Below are 17,141 nucleotides of genomic sequence, written 5' to 3'. Positions count from 1 at the left end.
CCGGGCATCGGCCCGGACGGTCGCCAACTGATGTACCGTCAACATCGACTGACATCTCAGATCAGCCGTGTTGTGTGTCAACAGAAAGGTGGCCGCATGGCCGGTGCGCATTCGGTCCGCTCGTCGGCCAAGCGGCCGACCGCCAGCCCACTGCTGTCCGATCGGGCCTACGACGCCATCCGGGACAAGATCGTCTCACTGGAGATTCCGCCCGGCGCCCCGATCGAGGAAGAGCAACTCGCCGGCGAACTCGGGGTCGGACGGACCCCGGTGCGTGAGGCCATCAAGCGGCTTGCGTATCGCCGGCTGGTCGTCATCTATCCCCGCAGCGGGAGTTTCGCGGCCGATCTGCACCCCGCCGATCTGGAAGCGCTTTGTGACATGCGAGAGCGGCTGGAGGGCCTCGCCGCCGAGAGGGCCGCGAGTGAAGCCACCTACGAGGAACGCCAGGAATTGCGCGAGCTTCTCGACGAATTGGCCGTCTGCACTGAACCCGAAGCGCTGCTCGAGTTCGACGTCGCCGTGCACCGATCGGTGCACCGGATGGCGCACAACCCGTACCTGCTCGACGTCCTGACGCAGAGCCTCGATCTGTCACTGCGGATGTGGAACCTGGCCAACGAGCGACTGCCCGACCTCGACCATCATGTGCACGGTCAGACCGAGGTGCTGCAGGCGATCCTGGACCGCGACGGCGCCAAGGCACGCGAACTCGCGGAGGCCCACGTCCGCGAGTTCGAGGACGACATCCGCAAGATGTTCTGACCAACCTGTAGTTGCGTGCCCACCAAGTTGATTCGCCGCCGGCAAGACAATCGTCAGATCATGGCGTGACGCTGCTCTTGTTGTTCGCCGCCTTGACGCTGAGCACCTTGTCGAGGTAGTCCGCGACGGCGTCTCTGTTGCGGGTCAGGAACTCGATGCGTTCGGACAGCCGAGCTTGTTCGCGTCGCAGTGTGTCGATCATTTCCGGTGTCACATCGGGTACGTAGATGGTCTGCGGCTGCTCCAGGCACGGCAGCAGTTGCTCGATGATGCGGGTCGGCAGTCCGGCATCGAGCAGTTTCGTGATCTGCAGCACGACATCTACGTGCGCTTCGCCGTACTCACGGTAACCGTTGAGGGCGCGGCTGGGCTTGATCAGCCCCTGCTCCTCGTAGTAGCGCAAGAGCCGACGGGAAACGCCCGTACGCTGCGCGAGCTGTCCGATTGCATGCGTTCGAGCTTACATTTGACCTTCACACAGAAGTGAACGTTCAACACATGAAACTCGGACTTCGCATACCCCAGAGACTGGGGGTCCGCCGACCCCCTGGCGGTCCTCACCGCGGCGGCGGTGGTGACCGAGAAGGTGCGCCTCGGTGTTTCCCTTCTGGTCGCCGCCCGGCACACACCCGTCCAGCTGGCCAAGGCGCTGGCCACGATCGACCAGATCAGTGGCGGGCGCATGATCGCCGGTATCGGCAGCGGCTGGTCCACCGACGAATTCCGGGCCGCCGGCGCCACCGGGGCCGATCGCGGCCGCTTCCTCGACGAGACGCTGGACGTCTTTGACGCCGTGTGGGGGCCGGACCCGGTGACCTTCCGCAGCCCTCGATGCGTGATCGACAACGCCGCGGTGCTGCCCAAGCCCACTTCGAAAATCCTCGTGATGCTCGGCGGCGTGAGTCCCAAAGCCGTGCGGCGCATCGCCGAACGCGCAGACGGTTGGCTACCGTTTCTGAGCACACCCGGATCGGCCGGAGCCGCGGAACTGCGCGCACGCTGGGACCGCATCCGCGACCTGGCCTCGGACTACGGCCGCGACACCAGCCGCATGGAGATGGTCGTGGTCGGAAACGTCACCTTCACCGACCGTCCGGCAGGACCGGACCGAACGCCGTTCGTCGGCACACTCGACCAAATCATCGACGACGTCCAGACTTCCGCAGCGGCCGGCGCAGACGAGGTCATCATCGATCTGAACCTGCAGGACTGGTTCACCAGCACCAAGCAGATGCTCGAGACGGCGGTCGAGATTCCCGAACGGGCCGCAGTTTCATGACCGATGGAGCCGACGCCGGGCAAGGCCGGCCGGTCCGACGACTCGCGGGCCGGTCGGTTCGATCGCGAGTACCTCCTTCAGGCTCTCGGCGGCTGTTACACGGTCACTCTCGCCGCCAACGCCGCCGCGCGGGGCATTGCGCTCGACGGCTACCGCCTGCACCTCGAGGCCGACTTCGATTTCGCCGGTTTTCTCGGCGTCGACAAGGACCGCAGTCCCGAGGCCCGCTCCCCCATCCGTGACACGCTGGTGCGCCCGATCGATGTCACCACCACGCTGACTTGACCGGCCCGTCACCGCTCACAGCACGACCACCGAACGCAGCACGGCTCCGGCGTGCATGGTGTGGAAGGCGTCCTCGACCTCGTCCAGCTTGATGCGTTCGGAGACAAAGCGATCCAGCGGGAGGCGGCCCTGCCGATACAGATCGACCAGCGTCGGGAAGTCGCGTTCGGGAAGGCAGTCGCCGTACCAGGACGACTTCAATGATCCACCGCGGGAGAACAAGTCGACCAACGGCATCTCCAACCGTTCGTCCGGGGTGGGGACGCCGACCAGCACGACCGTGCCTGCCAGGTCTCGTGCGTAGAAGGCCTGGCGCCAGGTTTCCGGGCGTCCGACGGCGTCGATGACGACGTCGACACCGAACCCGCCCGTCAACTCCCGAACCGCTTCGACCGTGTCGGTCTCGGTGGCGTCGACGGTGTGGGTGGCGCCGAGTTCGCGGGCCCACTCCAGCTTGCGGGGGTCCCGGTCGACCGCGATGATCGTGCCCGCCCCGGCCAGCCTGGCGCCCATGATGGCGGCGTCGCCGACGCCGCCGCACCCGATCACCGCGACCGAGTCGCCGCGGGAGACGTTGCCGGTGTTGACCGCGGCCCCGAGGCCGGCCATCACACCGCAACCCAGCAACCCGACCACGGCAGGATCCGCGTCAGGGTCGACCTTCGTGCACTGCCCCGCGTGCACCAGGGTCTTCTCGGCGAAGGCCCCGATGCCCAGTGCGGCGGTCAGCTCGGTCCCGTCGTCCAGGGTCATCTTCTGGGCGGCGTTGTGGGTGTCGAAGCAGTACTGCGGACGGCCACGCCGACATGCCCGGCACTGACCACACACCGCTCGCCAGTTCAGGATCACGAAGTCACCGACGGATACGGATGCGACGCCCGCACCGACCTCGTCGATCACACCGGCGGCCTCGTGGCCCAGCAGGAAAGGGAACTCGTCGTTGATACCGCCCTCGCGGTAGGTGAGGTCGGTGTGGCAGACGCCGCAGGCCTGAACGCGTACCACGACCTCGTCGGGTCCCGGGTCGGGGATCGTGATGGCGGTGACCTCCGCGGGGGCACCCTTCGACCGGGCGATCACACCTCGAACTTGTTGTGGCACAGTATTACTCCTTGCTCTCCTAGAGCGTGATGCACAGCCGGAAGGCGTCGTAGATCGCCGCGTGGATATTGCGGCTGGCTACCGCGTCGCCGATCCGGAACAGTTGGTAGCGGCCCTCGGGGTTGCGGTCGACCTGCTGCGGCTGCAGGTCGAGCAGTGCCTGCTGGTCGACCTCACCCAGGTTCGATGAGCCGGCGACCAGGGAGAAGTAGAGCTCGTCCTGGGGCAGGGTGCCGTGCTCGACGACGACCTGGTCGACGACGCGCTGTCGGGTCGCGTGGGCATACTCGTTGTAGAGATCGACTTCGAGACGACCGTCCTTGCGTCGCACGGCGGTGAGACGCTCGTTGAGCGTCACCCGGATGTCGTGCTCGGCGAACACCTTGAAGTAGCCCGGATAGTTGACGCCACCGACATCGGGCGCCAGGGTCCGCTCCGGTGTGATGAACTCGAGTTGCACCCCACTTCGGGCCAGTACCTCGGCGGCGTCCAGGCCGGGGTGGCCGCCGTTGTCGTCATAGAAGAGCACCTCCCCGCGCGGGCGGACCGCGCCACACAGTACGTCCCAGCCGTCGGCCACCAATTCGCTTCCCTCGGTGAGGAATTGGGTGTTCGGCAGCCCACCTGTCGCCACCACTACCAGGTCGGGGTTCTCGGCGAGTACCTCGTCGGCCTCGGCGTAACTGTTGGTCCGGATGTCGACGTCGAGCAGCTTGCACTCGGCCAGGCGCCAATCGATGATGCTGATCAGATCCCGCCGCCGGGGCGAGGAGGCCGCGAGGCGGATCTGCCCACCGGGAGCGTCGGCGGCCTCGAACACGACCACCCGGTGTCCACGCTCGCCGAGTACCCGCGCGGCTTCCAGGCCCGCCGGCCCGCCACCGATGACCACCGCAGTGCGCGCGGGGCCGGACGCGGCGGGCACACGATGGGGCATCCGATCTTCGCGACCCGTGGACGCGTTGTGCACACACTTGGCATCTCGGTTCTGGTAGATCTCGTCAAGGCAGTAGCTGGCGCCCACGCACGGTCGTATCCGGTCCTCCTCTCCTGCTTGGATTTTCGCGACGATGTGCGGATCGGCGATGTGTGCGCGGGTCATCCCGACGAGGTCGATGAGACCGTCGCGGATGGCGTGGCGGGCCGTGGCGACATCGTTGATCCGCGCGGCGTGCATGACCGGGATGGCGAGCGTGCGCTTGACGTGTGCCGCGAACTCGAGGTGAGGGGCGACCGGGGTGCCCATCGGGGGGATGACCCGCGACAGCGCCTCGTCGCTGGCCATGTACCCCTTGATCACGCTGATGAAGTCGATGCCCTCGGCGACAACGCGCTGCGCGATCTGCATGCCCTCGTCCAGTTGCACACCACCCGGCGTGTCCTCGTCGAGGGACATCCGGATGCCGACCACGAAGTCCGGCCCCGCCGCCTCGCGCACGGCACGAATCACCCTCAGCGGGAATCGAAGTCGGTCGTCGAGACTTCCGATGCCGTACTCGTCGTCGCGGTGGTTGGTCAGTGGTGACCAGAACGAGTCCAGCAGATGGGTGTAGGCCTCGATTTCGATTCCGTCCAGGCCCGCCTCGCGGCACCGGGCCGTCGCGTCGGCATAGGCGCGGACGATGCGGTCCATGTCCCATTCCTCGGCCACTTTGGGGAAAGACCGGTGGGCTGGTTCGCGGATGGCGGACGGCGCGATCACCGGCAGCCAATCCCCGTCGTAGTTGCTCGTGCGGCGACCGAGATGGGTGATCTGGCACATGACCGCGGAGCCGTTTTCGTGCACCCCGTAGGCCAGTTCGCGCAGCCAGGGCACGATCTCGTCCTTGTACACGTGCAGGTTGCCGAATGCTGCCGGGCTGTCCGGCGCGACGACCGCGGACCCGCCCATCATGGTCAGCCCGATGCCGCCCTTTGCCTTCTCCTCGTGGTAGAGGCGGTAGCGCCGCTTGGGCATGCCGTCCTCGGTGTAGGACGGCTCATGGGAGGTGCTGACCACTCGGTTGCGCAGAGTCACGTTCTTCAGCCGGAAAGGCTGCAAAAGAGGGTCAAGGAGGTGCAGAGTCATATCAGATCGACCTTCTGAAATTTCAGACGCATCTTCTAATACGTCAACGTGATTGTAATGTATGTCACCCGCGGTCGAGCGGTCAAGCCTGGCCCACCAGTCCGAAAAGCGCCTGTGTCGGCCCGGTCCGAACAGCCTCGGCACGCCCTTGACCTCGTCGTCATCCTGACCTACTGTTGTAGCACGACTCATATATCACATGTCGATCAATTCATGCGATGGCTTCACCGCCACCCAGCCAGAAGGGAATGGTCACCGGATGACCATCAGCGTGTTCGACCTCTTCTCGGTAGGTATCGGCCCGTCGAGTTCTCATACGGTGGGTCCCATGCGGGCGGCGGCCAGGTTCGTCGCCGACCTGCACACGCTGGGTGCCCTCGACGAGGTGGCGAATGTCCGGGTCGATCTGTACGGCTCGCTCGCCGCGACCGGCGCCGGACACGGCACGATGACCGCGGTGCTTCTGGGACTCGAAGGCAATCGACCCGAAGAGATCGAGTCCGAGCGGCTGGAACAGCGCATCGACGTCATGCGCAGCACGGGACGTATCTCACTGGGCGGCTTCCGCGAGATCGCGCTCACCGAGTCGGACATCGTGCTGCGGCCTTTGACGATCCTGCCGTTCCACCCCAATGGCATGACGCTGACCGCCGTGGCCGCCGATGGTTCGGAGGTCCATCGCCAGACGTACTTCTCGGTCGGTGGCGGCTTCGTCGTCACCGAGGCAGAAAGCCAGGACTCCGGTGGGCGCGCCCCTGCCACAACGGGCTTGGCCTTCGGTTCCGCCAAGGAAATGCTCGAACTCTGCCGCGCGCGCCAGTGCCCCGTGAGCGAATTGATGCTCAGCATCGAATGCGAAAGCCGAACGACCAGCGAGATCCACGATCGACTACTCCACATTCGTGACGTCATGGTCGAGTGCGAGAAGCGCGGGATCACCCGCGATGGCTACCTACCGGGATCATTGCGGGTTCGCCGCAGAGCGAAGGACTGGTACGAGCGCCTCAGCAACGAGGATCCCGACCGGCGACCCGAATTCGCCGAAGACTGGGTCAACCTCGTTGCCCTGGCAGTCAATGAAGAAAACGCCTCCGGAGGACGGATCGTCACCGCCCCGACCAACGGTGCCGCCGGGATCGTGCCCGCGGTCCTGCATTACGCCGTGCATTACACCGCTGCCGGTCGACGCGATCCGGACGAGACGGCGATTCGGTTCCTGCTGGCCGCCGGCGCCATCGGCTCGCTCTACAAGGAGCGCGCCTCCATCTCCGGAGCCGAGGTCGGCTGTCAAGGCGAAGTCGGCTCCGCTGCCTCGATGGCCGCCGCCGGTCTTGCCGAAATCCTCGGTGGCACAACGGAACAGGTGGAGAACGCCGCCGAGATCGCGATGGAACACAGTCTCGGATTGACTTGCGACCCGGTCGGCGGACTGGTTCAGATACCCTGCATCGAACGCAACGCGATCTCCGCAGGCAAGGCCATCAACGCCGCACGGATGGCCCTGCGTGGAGACGGCATGCACCACGTGACACTCGATCAGGTCATCGAGACCATGCGCACGACCGGCGCCGACATGCACTCCAAATATAAGGAAACCTCCAGAGGAGGCCTCGCCGTCAACGTCCCCGTCAACTACGTCGAATGCTGACGCTCGCGCGGGTGAGGAGGGAACGATGAGGATGCACCTTGACTGGTATGACCGCAGAATTCTCACCTTCGTCCTCGATTGGGCACCGCAGCCAGAACCTCCCAACGACGAATCGTTCGTGAATTTCGGCATCAATTCGCGCCGGGTGATGCGTCGCTTCGATGCCGTTGTCGACGTGTTCGACGCGATTCCCCTCGAGGAGGCCGACCAGAACCTCCTACGGCGGGCGACGGACTTCCGGCCGCACCTCTCCCGCCGGCCGGTAGGCCACTAACGTTCAGGAAATCGCGCCCTTTGGCGCGATATCGTTCGGTGATCGTCGACAATAGAGTCGATGGACACTCGACGATTAGGTCTTCTCCTCGCGCTGTCCAGGCTTGGATCCATGCGTGCCGTCGCCGAGGCGCATCGCCTCACCACATCGACGGTCTCGCAGCAGATCGCCGCTCCGGCAAGGGAGACCGGCGCCCAACTGATCGAGCCGGAGGGCCGCCGGGTTCGACTCACACCGGCCGGCCAGCGCCTCGCCGACCACGCGGTCACGATTCTCGCGGCCGTTGACAGTGCGCGTCTGGACCTCGACCCCGACGCCGAACCCGCCGGCACGGTCCGCGTGGGAGGGTTCGCCACCGGTATCCGGGTTTCGCTGCTGCCCATCGTTTCCGGGCTCGCCGAAAGGTACCCCGCACTCGACATCTTGATCAGCGAATACGAGCCGATCGAGGCCTTCAGGCTGCTCACCGATGATGACTTGGACCTGGCGCTGACATATGACTACAACCTGGCTCCCGCGTCACCCGGCGCCGCGCTGGAGACGTTGCCGCTGTGGTCGGTCGCTTGGGGCCTCGGTGTGCCCGCCGATACCCCGGACGGGCCCGCGGACATCGCGGCGTACGCCGACCGGCCGTGGATCGTCAACTCCCGTAACACCGCCGACGAAGCCGCTGTCCGCACACTGGCGTCGCTGGCCGGATTCGTCCCGCGGATTGCGCACGAGATCGACAGCCTCGACCTGGTGGAAGATTTGATCGTGGCCGGTTACGGCGTGGGACTGCTACCCATCGGCAGGCCAACGGGCAGGGGCGTCAAGGTGTTGCCGTTGCCCGAACCCCGAGCGATCCTGACCGCGTATGCCGTTACTCGCCGCGGTCGCACGACGTGGCCGCCGCTGCGGGTGATGCTGGACCGCATGCGGCCGCCGCCGGTTGACGGGCTACCGCGACCACCGTGGCCGCGGCCGAGAGCCGGGTGATCAGGCGGCGCGGCGCTGCCGGCGGCCCTGGCGTTCGCGGCCATGGGTGTCGACCGACCACAGGTGGGCGCAACCCGGGCATTGCAGGTGCACCACCGCGGCGTTGTTGCTCAGCAGATACTGCCAGTGCTCGGAGCAGTTGCGCGGTAATTGGCAATCCGAACACCCGGCGCCGTGGCGGCAGTTCGGGCACTCCAGCCATGCCCGGCGGGCACGGTCAGCGGTTGGATCAATCGGCAACACGGTCGACCGTCCGATCGTGAAGTACGCCCGCTCCGACCAGTACGTCGTAGATCCGCTGCTGCTCCTCGTCCAGATCGGAGTACAGCATGTCGCACGCCTTCTGTTCTTCGCTGAGCACCGCGATCGGGTCCCACTCGTCGCCCAGCGCCTCGAGCACGGCGCTGCGCCGTCGCGCTTCGTCGAAGGTCAAGTCGTATGCGAAGTCTGCAAAGTCGGTGTCGGCCATCGTGCTCCCAGCATCGGGGTAAACAATGTCGGTGAGGCTGCCCTAACTAACTGCTCCACGCAATGACCTGCGTCACTGTCTCGGGTAGAAATTCGTCACACTCGGCACCCAGCGGGGGTGCCGCGCACTTCACTGGCCCAGCGTCAGGCCCTGCGCGGCGTCGTACTGCTCGAGCACCCGGGGTGTCGATTCCCCGGTGTAGCTCGCGGTGACACCGAAGGACCAGTCAGGAGGCGAATCCTGTTGCGACAAAGCCCAGGCCGCCTGTCTCGCGGCGCCGAGCGCAACGTACTCGGCGGGCGTCGGCACATGGACGGGCGCGCCCCAGATGGACGGAGCGATGCGCCGGACCGCCTCCGAACGTGCTCCCCCACCGACCAGGATGATCCGCTCGACAGTCACGCCCTGCGTGGCGATCTTCTGAATGCAGAAGGCCATCGAGCTCAACAGCCCTTCGACGGCTGCGCGGGCGACATTCACAGACGTGAGGTTTCGCGTCGTCATGCCCTGCAGCGCACCCGCCGCCCTTGGAAGGTTGGGCGATCGTTCACCGTCCAGGTAGGGCACCAGGGTGAGCCCCTCTGCGCCGGCGGGAGCCGACAGGGCCAGCCGGTCCAGCTCGCCGAAATCGACCCCCAACATCGTGGCGACGGAAGCCAGTACGGGCGCGCCGTTGAGCGTGCAGACCAGCGGCAGTTGACGTCCGGTCGCATCGGCAAAGCTCGCCACGATTCCTTCGGGATCATGCGGCGCGACCGTCCCGACCGCACTCACCACTCCCGAGGTGCCGAGCGAGATGATGCAGTCGCCGGGACCGGCGCCCAGGCCGAGCGCCGCCGCCGCGTTGTCCCCGGCCCCCGGGCCGAGCAGCGCCCCGGCTGACGTGTCGCCCGCCGAATCATACGGACCGAGCACCGTCGGCACCGCGGGTCGCCGGCCCCGCATCGCCACCTCCAACAGATCGGGTTGGTAGCTGTCGGTCTCCGACGAGAAGTAGCCTGTTCCGCTTGCGTCGCTACGATCGGTGCGCAGGGTGCCGATATCGGTCGAGCCGCTCAGCCGCCACGTCAGCCAGTCGTGGGGCAGGCAGACCGCAGCGGTCGCGTCGGCGTTGCCGGGCTCATGGTCGGCCAGCCAGCGCAACTTGGTCGCAGTGATCGCCGCGACCGGAACGACGCCGACACGTTTCGCCCATTCGGTCGGGCCGCCGAGGTCCTCGACGAGCTCGGCGGCTGCGTCCGCTGACCGGGTATCGTTCCACAGCAACGCATCTCGCACGATGTGCCCCGAACTGTCGAGGCAGACCATGCCGTGCTGCTGCGCGCCGACCGACACCGCCGCCACATCGTCGATTCCCCCGGCGGCCTCGATGCTGATTCGCAGCGCCGACCACCACTGTTGTGGATCGATCTCGGTGCCGTCGGGATGCGGTGAGGACGAGGAGCGCACGACCGCACCGGTGTCGGCGTCGCAGATCACGACTTTGCAGGATTGGGTGGACGAGTCGATGCCCGCAACGAGTGCCACGCCTGCGAAGTTACTCCAGTCATCGGCCGGCGGACCGCTGTCCGATGACTTCGCTCCCGACGCGATGTCCAAATAGGTATGCGCAAACTCGTCATCACCCAGAACATCACCGTCGACGGCTCCGTCGAGATGCTCGACGACTGGTTCGACCCTCAATCACAGGACGACGAACTTCTCGCCGAGTCGCACCGTCAGGACGAACAGGCCGACGCGCTGCTCGTCGGGCGCCGAACATTCGAGGACTTCCGCGCCTATTGGCCCAACCTGACCGATGACGCCACCGGGGTGACCGACTATTTGAATCGCGTGGCCAAGTATGTGGCGTCCTCGACGATGTCCGATCCGCGATGGGACAACTCCACGGTCCTCGCCGGCGACCCCGTGCAGCGAACCGCTGAGTTGAAGGGGAAGCCGGGGCGGGACATCGTGCTCACGGGCAGCATCACCCTGGCCCATGCGCTGATCGCGGCCGGTCTGGTCGACGAGTACCGGTTGTTCGTCTATCCCGCCGTGCAAGGCCGCGGCAGGCGACTGTTTCCCGACGGCACCTCGATCGACTCTCTGCGGCTGGTCGAACCGCCGAGGGCCTTCCAATCTGGGATAACCCTGTTGAAGTACACCCCCCAACTGTCAGACTCATCGTGTGGACGTCGAGCATCCCGGAGCTGAGAAGCGGTGGGACGCGGACCGAGACGAGACGGAAGCCGAACGGCTGGACCGTAATTGGTCGAGTTTGCTTCAGGAGCTGCGCGTTGCCCAGACCGGCGTTCAGCTGCTGACCGGCTTCCTGCTCACGTTGCCGTTTCAGCAGCGCTTCACCGTGCTCGACTCGTCGATGAGGAACCTCTACCTGGCGACCGTGGCCTGCTCGATCGGCTCGACCGTGTTGCTGGTGGCACCCGCCGCAATGCACAGGGTGCTGTTCCGGCGTCATCGCCTCAACCTGCTGGTCTCTGCCTCGCATGCCTATGCGATCGCCGGACTGGTCCTTCTGGCTGCCGCCCTCTGCGGTGTCGCCGTGGTGGTCTTCTCGGCGGTGGCGGGACCCACGGCGGCCTGGATCGCCGGTGCCGTCACCCTCGTCTGCCTTACCTGCTTTTGGATCGCTGTGCCGTTCCCCGCCCGACGCCGACAGGACACCTCTTACTAGGGTTTGCGTCGCAGTACGGGGGGGAACCCACCGGCCATGTTGATCCGACGAATTGCGCGCCCGATGTTGTCAGCGGCCTTCATCAGCCGAGGTGTCGAGGCTCTGCGCAGCCCCAAACCGGCGGCCGACGCGGCCCGTCCCACCCTTGAGGGTTTGAGCAAGCTGCCCGATCCCGTCGGTACGAACGTCCCCGCCAATGCCGAAACTGTCGCGCGGATCAACGCTGCGGTTCAGATCGGTGGCGGGTTGTTGCTCGCGACCGGCAAGCTGCCGCGGGTGGCCTCGGCCACTCTGGCGCTGAGCGTGGTCCCCGGCAGCCTTGGCGGCCATAGCTTTTGGAGCGAAACCGATCCGCAGCGAAAGGCCGAGGAACGCCGCGCGTTCCTGACCGACATCAGCTTGATCGGCGGGCTGATCATCGCCGCGGTCGACACCGAGGGCAAGCCGTCGCTCGGCTGGCGTGGTCGCCGCGCGGCGGGCAAGCTATCCGGCGCAGTCAGCACCGCACTTCCGATCGGGGCCGCGTCGGGTGGCGCGCTTGCCGACAGCGTGCTCGCCGACAAGGTGGGCCATGGGCTGCATGTGGCACGTGAGCGCGGCGCGGAGTTGGCGGAGGTCGCCCGCGAGCGTGCCCCCGAAATCGCCGAAACTGCCCGCGAGCGAGGAGCGCGATTTGCCGAGGTCGCCCGTGAACGCGCACCTGAACTGGCCGAATCGGCACGTGAACGAGGAGCGTGGCTGGCTGACGTCGCCCGCGACCGCGGCGCGGAGTTGGCCGACGTCGCCCGCGACCGCGGCGCGGAGTTCGCTGACATTGCCCGCGAACGCGCACCTGAGTTGGCCGAGACCGCACGGGCGCGAAGTGCCGAGCTGGCCGAATTCGCTCGAGGACGCGCCGAGGATCTGGCCAGCAGTGCTAAATTACAGGCCAAGCAGGCTCGCAAGCAGGCCAAGAAGAGCCGCAAACAGCTGCGCTGAGCCGCAATTTCATCTCACCGCCCGTGCTATTTGATTCGCCGGGCGTCAAATCCACCGCGCGTTGGCACGTGGGCGGTAAATTTGCCGCAACACTCACGGCGGCAGGAGCCACCCCATGACGACCCCGAACTTCGAACCTCAGCCAGGGGAGTACGGCGACCCGGGCGCCTATCGCCCGCCCACCGGCGGCCGGGAGCCCGGTGGCCTGGGCTTGCGCTTCGGCGCCCGCATCATCGACGGCATCATCGTCGGCCTCGTTTCTTCGTTGCTCTTCCTGCTCACGGACACCCTTTCCAGCTACTGGTTCACGGGGTTGTTCACCGGCCTGCTGACGTTCCTGTACTTCCTGGCCTTCGAGACCACGCAGGGCTGGACGCCGGGCAAGAAGCTGCTCGGCCTGAGCGTGCACGGCCCCGCCGGCGCGCCCAAGCCGACTGCGCAGCAGTCTGCGATCCGCAACTCGTGGACCCTGTTGCCGATCGTTCCCTTCGTCGGTGGCCTGCTCGGCATCGTTGCGATCATCGTGATCGCCGTGACCATCAACGGCAGCCCGACAAAGCAGGGCAAGCATGACGAACTGGCCGGCGGCACTCAGGTCGTCAAGGGCTGAGCCGCCCGGAACGTCAGATGACGATCCCGAGCAGCAGCACCAGGATCAGGCCGGTGACCGAGAGTACGGTCTCCATGATCGACCACGACTTGATCGTCTGACCGACGCTCATTCCGAAGAACTCCTTCACCAGCCAGAACCCAGCGTCGTTGACGTGGGAGAAGAAGAGCGAACCTGCTCCGACCGCCAGCACCACCAGCGAGACCTCGCCGGTGCTCATCCCTTCCACCAGTCCCAGCATCAGAGACGACGCGGTGATGGTGGCCACCGTCGCGGAACCCGTTGCCAGCCGGATCAACACGGCGAGCACCCAGGCCAGCAGGATGACCGAGACATTGGCACCCTTGGCCCAGTCCGCCAATAGCGTGCCGATGCCCGTGTCGACGAGCACCTGCTTGAAGCCGCCGCCCGCGGCGACGATCAGGATGATGCCGGCAACCGGAGGCAGCGACATCTCGATGCACTTGACGATCTGACCGCGGGTCATCGAAGCCCCACGGCCGAGCGTGAACAGACCGACGACGACGGCGATCAGCAGCGCCATCAGCGGGCGGCCGAGGACGTCGAAAATTTGTCGCACCAGATTGCTTTCGTCATCAATGAAGATGTCGGCCAGCGCTTTGCCCATCATGAGGGCGACGGGAAGTAGCACGCTGAACATCGTGACGCCGAAGGATGGGCGCGTCCGCGCTCGCGTTTGGACGTCGGTTCGGGTTCCGCCGCCACCGTCCGGGTCCGCCGCCGCGCCCCCGCCGCCGTTGTTTCCGCCGAAGTCGTCGGCCTCGAAGCGATCCGGGATGTCGATGACCACCCATTTGCCGGCGAGGCGGCCGAACAACGGCCCGGCCACCAGGACCGTCGGGATCGCGACGGCGACACCGAGTGCCAGCGTGATGCCCAGATCGGCGCCCAGCAGGTCGATCGCTGTCAGCGGCCCGGGATGCGGTGGTACCAGCCCGTGCATCGCGGAAAGCCCTGCCAGCGCGGGAATTCCCACCGTGATCAGGGACAGCTGCGACCGCTTGGCCACGAGATAAATGACCGGCATCAACAGCACAAGGCCGATCTCGAAGAACATCGGGAGCCCGATGATGGCTCCTACCAATGCCATTGCCCACGGCAGTGCCCGCGGTGAGGCGTGTCCGACGATGGTGTCGACGATCTCGTCGGCACCGCCGGAATCCGCAAGAAGTTTGGCGAACATGGCCCCGAGCGCGATCAGGATGCCGACGCCTGCCGCCGTCGTACCGAAACCGTCGCCGAACGAGTCGAGCACGTCGCCGACATTCTCCCCCGCCACGATGCCCACCGTCACCGCACCGAAGATCAACGCCAGGAACGGATGCAGTTTGGCGACGGTGATCAGCACGACGATGAGCGCGATCCCGGCCAGGGCAGCCAGCACCAACTGCCAGCCGGCGGCCACCGGCTCGGCCAGTTCGGTGCCCGCCGCCAGGGTGGTGACTGCCAACCCCACTTCTGAAGTCATCGGTTCTCCTGTTCGGTTGCGCGCGCACCGGTTGACGCGACATAGGTTTCGACGATGGCATCGATGTCCTGATCGACATCGATGGTGATGCCGCGTTCATCGGGATCCAGCGGCTCGAGCGTTTCGAACTGAGAAGCCAACAGCGATGCGGGCATGAAATGTCCGGGCCGGCTCGCCTGCCGCCTGCCGATGACCTCGGGCGAACCACTGAGATGCAGGGACACCACGTCGGCGCAATGGCGCCGAAGTTGGTCCCGATACTTGCGTTTGAGTGCCGAGCAGCTCATCACCGCACCGCTCTCGCAGCGTTCGGCAAGCCACTGTCCGATCGCTTCCAGCCAGGGATACCGGTCGTCGTCGGTAAGAGCTTCGCCCGCGGTCATCTTGGCGACGTTGGCCGGTGGGTGAAAATCATCCGCGTCGGCGAACGGCACCCGGAGCCGCTGCGCCAGCGCAGCGCCGACGGTCGACTTACCGGAACCAGAAACTCCCATGACGACGATTGGTGACGCCATATCCTCCACCTACCCAGTTGTGCTCGACGTCACACAGCATGCCTCAATAGTCATACGATTGCAATCGGACATCTGAAAGATATGGCTTTATATACGTTCAGCAAAGATATGACACGATGTATACGTGGACTCGCATCCAATCGTCGGCGCGCTGCACAGCAATCTGCTGGCGGCCCTGGGCGCGGCGATCGTCTCCGGCAGGTATCCGCCGGGCGAGGTGATCACGCTGGACGGCGTCAGTGCCCAACACAATGTGTCCCGGAGCGTGGCGCGCGAGGCGATCCGGGTGCTCGAATCGATGGGCATGGTGGAGTCGCGCCGCCGGGTGGGCATCACGATCCAGCCATCGAAGAGCTGGAATGTGTTCGATCCTATGCTGATTCGGTGGCGGCTGGAGTCAACTGACAGAACCGCTCAACTGGAGTCACTGTCAGAGTTGCGGCGGGGGTTCGAACCCGCCGCTGCGGCGCTGGCGGCCCGGCGCGCGGACCCGCAGCACTGCCGGATCATGGCGGCGGCGGTGTCGGACATGGTGGTGCACGGCCGCTCCGGCGACCTCGAGGCCTATCTCCTGGCCGACAAGATCTTCCATCAGACGATGCTGGACGCCAGCGGCAACGAGATGTTCCGCGCGCTTAACGGAGTCGTGGCCGAGGTGCTCAGCGGGCGCACCCACCACGGCATGATGCCAGAGATCCCGAACCCGGCGGCCATCGAGTTGCACGACGAAGTCGCGCGGGCGATCCGGCTGCGGGACGAAGGCGGCGCCGAACGAGCGATGCGAGAGATCATCGACGAGGCGGCATCGGCTGTGGCCGAGGAGTTTTCGTAAGCCGTCTGGTTAACTGCGGTGGTGGACAGAGAACTCCGGCTGGCGCGGCGTTTCTTCGATCGCTTCGAACCCGTGCATGCCGTCACATACTTCGCACCGGAAGCCCGCGCCGCACTCGACGGGCTCGGCTTCCGCGGCTTCTGGATGGGCTACTTCGCAGCCCGCTCCGCCCCGTTCGGTGTGGTGCCGACGGCGGTGGTGACGGCCACGTTCTACAACTTCGCCCCCGAGCGCGTCGCCAAAGCACTGCCCGCAGCCTGGGAGGTGACCTCGCCCGCCGAGGCCCTGCGAGCGCGCGAGCAGTCCGCCGTCGCGGCCCTGCGCCGGTACGGCGTCACCGAGGACGAGGCCGGTCGCGCCGCCGACCTGGCGTCCAAGGCGGCCAAGGCAGCCGCCTTGGACGGCCGCCCGCTGTACGCGGCGAATGTCGCGCTGGACTGGCCGGAGGAGCCCGTGGCCAAGCTGTGGCATGCCGTGACCTTGTTGCGCGAACATCGCGGCGACGGGCATGTCGCGGTACTTGCCGCCGCTGACGTCTCCGGGCGCGAGTCCAACGTCCTGCACGCCGCGGCGGGGCGCGTCCCACCGGCGATGATCATGCGCGCCCGCGACTACGACGACGAGCAATGGCGCCAGTATCAACAGCGGCTGGCGCGGCGCGGGCTGCTCGACGGCGATGGCGAGCTCACCGACGCAGGCCGGGCACTCAAGCTCCACATCGAGGATTGCACCGACCGGCTGGCGTTGAGGGCACTCGACGTGCTCGACGATGACGAGATGGAGACGCTGTTTCGGGCCCTCACGCCGATCACCCGCAAAGTGGTTGCCGCGGGCGATGTTCCTGCAAGCACCCCGATGGGCCTTGGCCGGCACAACCTCGACGACGACAGCGTCCACCTGGCCTAGTTCTTCTTTTTCAGTGCCTCAGGTTTGTGGACGGCGTCGTTCCCACTCTTGTCGCTGCGCACGCGATACTGCGGTTCGTCCTTCGACGCGCGGACGGTGCGGCCGGCGGCATCGGTGTCGGAGGTGATCTTCTCCTCCACGGCGCCTTCAGCGGTGCTGCCGTGGCTCTGCCATGTCACCTCGTCGCCCTTACGGAGCTCTTTCTTCGCCATCGGGGTGGGGTACCCAATCGAACCGGTCAACCCGCCCGACAGGTGCAGAGCCTGC

The 17,141-nt window shown here is 66.2% G+C and carries 20 protein-coding genes and 1 pseudogene; 12 read left to right on the top strand and 9 right to left on the bottom strand.

The genetic code is table 11. The annotated features are described in order from the left end of the window. Positions 1 to 96: 96 nt before the first annotated feature. Positions 97 to 765: a GntR family transcriptional regulator gene (locus ACVWWN_RS21455; RefSeq protein ID WP_457145646.1), complete on the top strand. Its 669-nt coding sequence runs from the start codon at positions 97 to 99 to the stop codon at positions 763 to 765. Between the two features lie 58 nt (positions 766 to 823). On the opposite strand, the gene ACVWWN_RS21450 is transcribed toward ACVWWN_RS21455, so the two are convergent. Continuing rightward, entirely contained in the window at positions 824 to 1,210 is a 387-nt protein-coding gene (locus tag ACVWWN_RS21450) for a MerR family transcriptional regulator (protein ID WP_457149218.1), read from the bottom strand. 93 nt (positions 1,211 to 1,303) lie between these two features. Here ACVWWN_RS21450 and ACVWWN_RS21445 point away from each other — a divergent pair. Both ACVWWN_RS21445 and ACVWWN_RS21440 read left to right on the top strand, forming a co-directional pair. Continuing rightward, a pseudogene (locus ACVWWN_RS21445) lies at positions 1,304 to 2,044 on the top strand (TIGR03619 family F420-dependent LLM class oxidoreductase); the annotation flags it as partial. A 3-nt stretch (positions 2,045 to 2,047) separates the two neighbouring features. After that, a complete protein-coding gene (locus ACVWWN_RS21440; protein ID WP_457145645.1) occupies positions 2,048 to 2,329 on the top strand; it encodes an OsmC family protein in 282 nt (93 codons plus the stop codon). A gap of 15 nt (positions 2,330 to 2,344) precedes the next feature. Here the strand turns inward: ACVWWN_RS21440 and ACVWWN_RS21435 are convergent, their stop codons facing one another. Together ACVWWN_RS21435 and ACVWWN_RS21430 are read right to left on the bottom strand one after the other, a co-directional pair. Next, positions 2,345 to 3,430, bottom strand: coding sequence for an S-(hydroxymethyl)mycothiol dehydrogenase (locus ACVWWN_RS21435; protein ID WP_457145644.1), 1,086 nt, complete (start codon positions 3,428 to 3,430; stop codon positions 2,345 to 2,347). Between the two features lie 19 nt (positions 3,431 to 3,449). Next, the gene (locus ACVWWN_RS21430; protein ID WP_457145643.1) at positions 3,450 to 5,498 is read right to left on the bottom strand and encodes an oxidoreductase; all 2,049 of its coding nucleotides are present in this window, start codon (positions 5,496 to 5,498) and stop codon (positions 3,450 to 3,452) included. A 259-nt stretch (positions 5,499 to 5,757) separates the two neighbouring features. Here ACVWWN_RS21430 and ACVWWN_RS21425 point away from each other — a divergent pair, with 259 nt between their 5' ends. The 3 genes from ACVWWN_RS21425 to ACVWWN_RS21415 are packed head-to-tail and all read left to right on the top strand — an operon-like array spanning position 5,758 to position 8,398. After that, positions 5,758 to 7,146, top strand: coding sequence for an L-serine ammonia-lyase (locus ACVWWN_RS21425; protein ID WP_457145642.1), 1,389 nt, complete (start codon positions 5,758 to 5,760; stop codon positions 7,144 to 7,146). A gap of 25 nt (positions 7,147 to 7,171) precedes the next feature. Further along, entirely contained in the window at positions 7,172 to 7,420 is a 249-nt protein-coding gene (locus tag ACVWWN_RS21420; RefSeq protein WP_457145641.1) for a hypothetical protein, read from the top strand. A 60-nt stretch (positions 7,421 to 7,480) separates the two neighbouring features. Beyond that, positions 7,481 to 8,398 carry a LysR family transcriptional regulator gene (locus tag ACVWWN_RS21415; protein WP_457145640.1) on the top strand — a complete coding sequence of 306 codons (918 nt, stop codon included), beginning with the start codon at positions 7,481 to 7,483 and terminating at the stop codon, positions 8,396 to 8,398. Here ACVWWN_RS21415 and ACVWWN_RS21410 read toward each other — a convergent pair whose 3' ends face one another. The 3 genes from ACVWWN_RS21410 to ACVWWN_RS21400 all read right to left on the bottom strand — a co-directional run bounded on the left by ACVWWN_RS21410 (position 8,399) and on the right by ACVWWN_RS21400 (position 10,394). After that, a complete protein-coding gene (locus ACVWWN_RS21410; protein WP_457145639.1) occupies positions 8,399 to 8,641 on the bottom strand; it encodes a hypothetical protein in 243 nt (80 codons plus the stop codon). Next, a complete protein-coding gene (locus tag ACVWWN_RS21405; protein ID WP_457145638.1) occupies positions 8,628 to 8,867 on the bottom strand; it encodes a DUF6400 family protein in 240 nt (79 codons plus the stop codon). The genes ACVWWN_RS21410 and ACVWWN_RS21405 overlap by 14 nt, the downstream gene beginning before the upstream one ends. Positions 8,868 to 8,996: 129 nt before the next feature. Then, a complete protein-coding gene (locus ACVWWN_RS21400) occupies positions 8,997 to 10,394 on the bottom strand; it encodes a xylulokinase (protein ID WP_457145637.1) in 1,398 nt (465 codons plus the stop codon). Between the two features lie 78 nt (positions 10,395 to 10,472). Between ACVWWN_RS21400 and ACVWWN_RS21395 the strand changes: the two genes are divergently transcribed. The 4 genes from ACVWWN_RS21395 to ACVWWN_RS21380 all read left to right on the top strand — a co-directional run bounded on the left by ACVWWN_RS21395 (position 10,473) and on the right by ACVWWN_RS21380 (position 13,132). Then, positions 10,473 to 11,063 carry a dihydrofolate reductase family protein gene (locus ACVWWN_RS21395; protein ID WP_457145636.1) on the top strand — a complete coding sequence of 197 codons (591 nt, stop codon included), beginning with the start codon at positions 10,473 to 10,475 and terminating at the stop codon, positions 11,061 to 11,063. Next, positions 11,038 to 11,544, top strand: coding sequence for a DUF6328 family protein (locus ACVWWN_RS21390; protein WP_457145635.1), 507 nt, complete (start codon positions 11,038 to 11,040; stop codon positions 11,542 to 11,544). The genes ACVWWN_RS21395 and ACVWWN_RS21390 overlap by 26 nt, the downstream gene beginning before the upstream one ends. Positions 11,545 to 11,580: 36 nt before the next feature. Then, on the top strand, positions 11,581 to 12,522 hold the full coding sequence (locus ACVWWN_RS21385) for a DoxX family membrane protein (protein ID WP_457145634.1): 942 nt from the start codon (positions 11,581 to 11,583) through the stop codon (positions 12,520 to 12,522). A gap of 115 nt (positions 12,523 to 12,637) precedes the next feature. Beyond that, on the top strand, positions 12,638 to 13,132 hold the full coding sequence (locus tag ACVWWN_RS21380; protein ID WP_457145633.1) for an RDD family protein: 495 nt from the start codon (positions 12,638 to 12,640) through the stop codon (positions 13,130 to 13,132). A 13-nt stretch (positions 13,133 to 13,145) separates the two neighbouring features. Here ACVWWN_RS21380 and ACVWWN_RS21375 read toward each other — a convergent pair whose 3' ends face one another. Further along, positions 13,146 to 14,621: a GntP family permease gene (locus ACVWWN_RS21375; RefSeq protein ID WP_457145632.1), complete on the bottom strand. Its 1,476-nt coding sequence runs from the start codon at positions 14,619 to 14,621 to the stop codon at positions 13,146 to 13,148. Further along, a complete protein-coding gene (locus tag ACVWWN_RS21370) occupies positions 14,618 to 15,136 on the bottom strand; it encodes a gluconokinase (RefSeq protein ID WP_457145631.1) in 519 nt (172 codons plus the stop codon). Before ACVWWN_RS21370 ends, ACVWWN_RS21375 begins: the two co-directional genes overlap by 4 nt. 124 nt (positions 15,137 to 15,260) lie before the next feature. Here ACVWWN_RS21370 and ACVWWN_RS21365 point away from each other — a divergent pair, with 124 nt between their 5' ends. Then, positions 15,261 to 15,968 carry a FadR/GntR family transcriptional regulator gene (locus tag ACVWWN_RS21365; protein WP_457145630.1) on the top strand — a complete coding sequence of 236 codons (708 nt, stop codon included), beginning with the start codon at positions 15,261 to 15,263 and terminating at the stop codon, positions 15,966 to 15,968. Between the two features lie 21 nt (positions 15,969 to 15,989). Further along, positions 15,990 to 16,874: an SCO6745 family protein gene (locus tag ACVWWN_RS21360; RefSeq protein WP_457145629.1), complete on the top strand. Its 885-nt coding sequence runs from the start codon at positions 15,990 to 15,992 to the stop codon at positions 16,872 to 16,874. Here ACVWWN_RS21360 and ACVWWN_RS21355 read toward each other — a convergent pair. Further along, positions 16,871 to 17,086, bottom strand: coding sequence for a DUF2945 domain-containing protein (locus ACVWWN_RS21355; RefSeq protein WP_457145628.1), 216 nt, complete (start codon positions 17,084 to 17,086; stop codon positions 16,871 to 16,873). The genes ACVWWN_RS21360 and ACVWWN_RS21355 overlap by 4 nt on opposite strands. Positions 17,087 to 17,141 lie beyond the last annotated feature (55 nt).

The sequence above is a fragment of the Mycobacterium sp. URHB0021 genome, from assembly GCF_054057895.1.
This window is presented reverse-complemented; position numbering and strand designations above follow the sequence as displayed.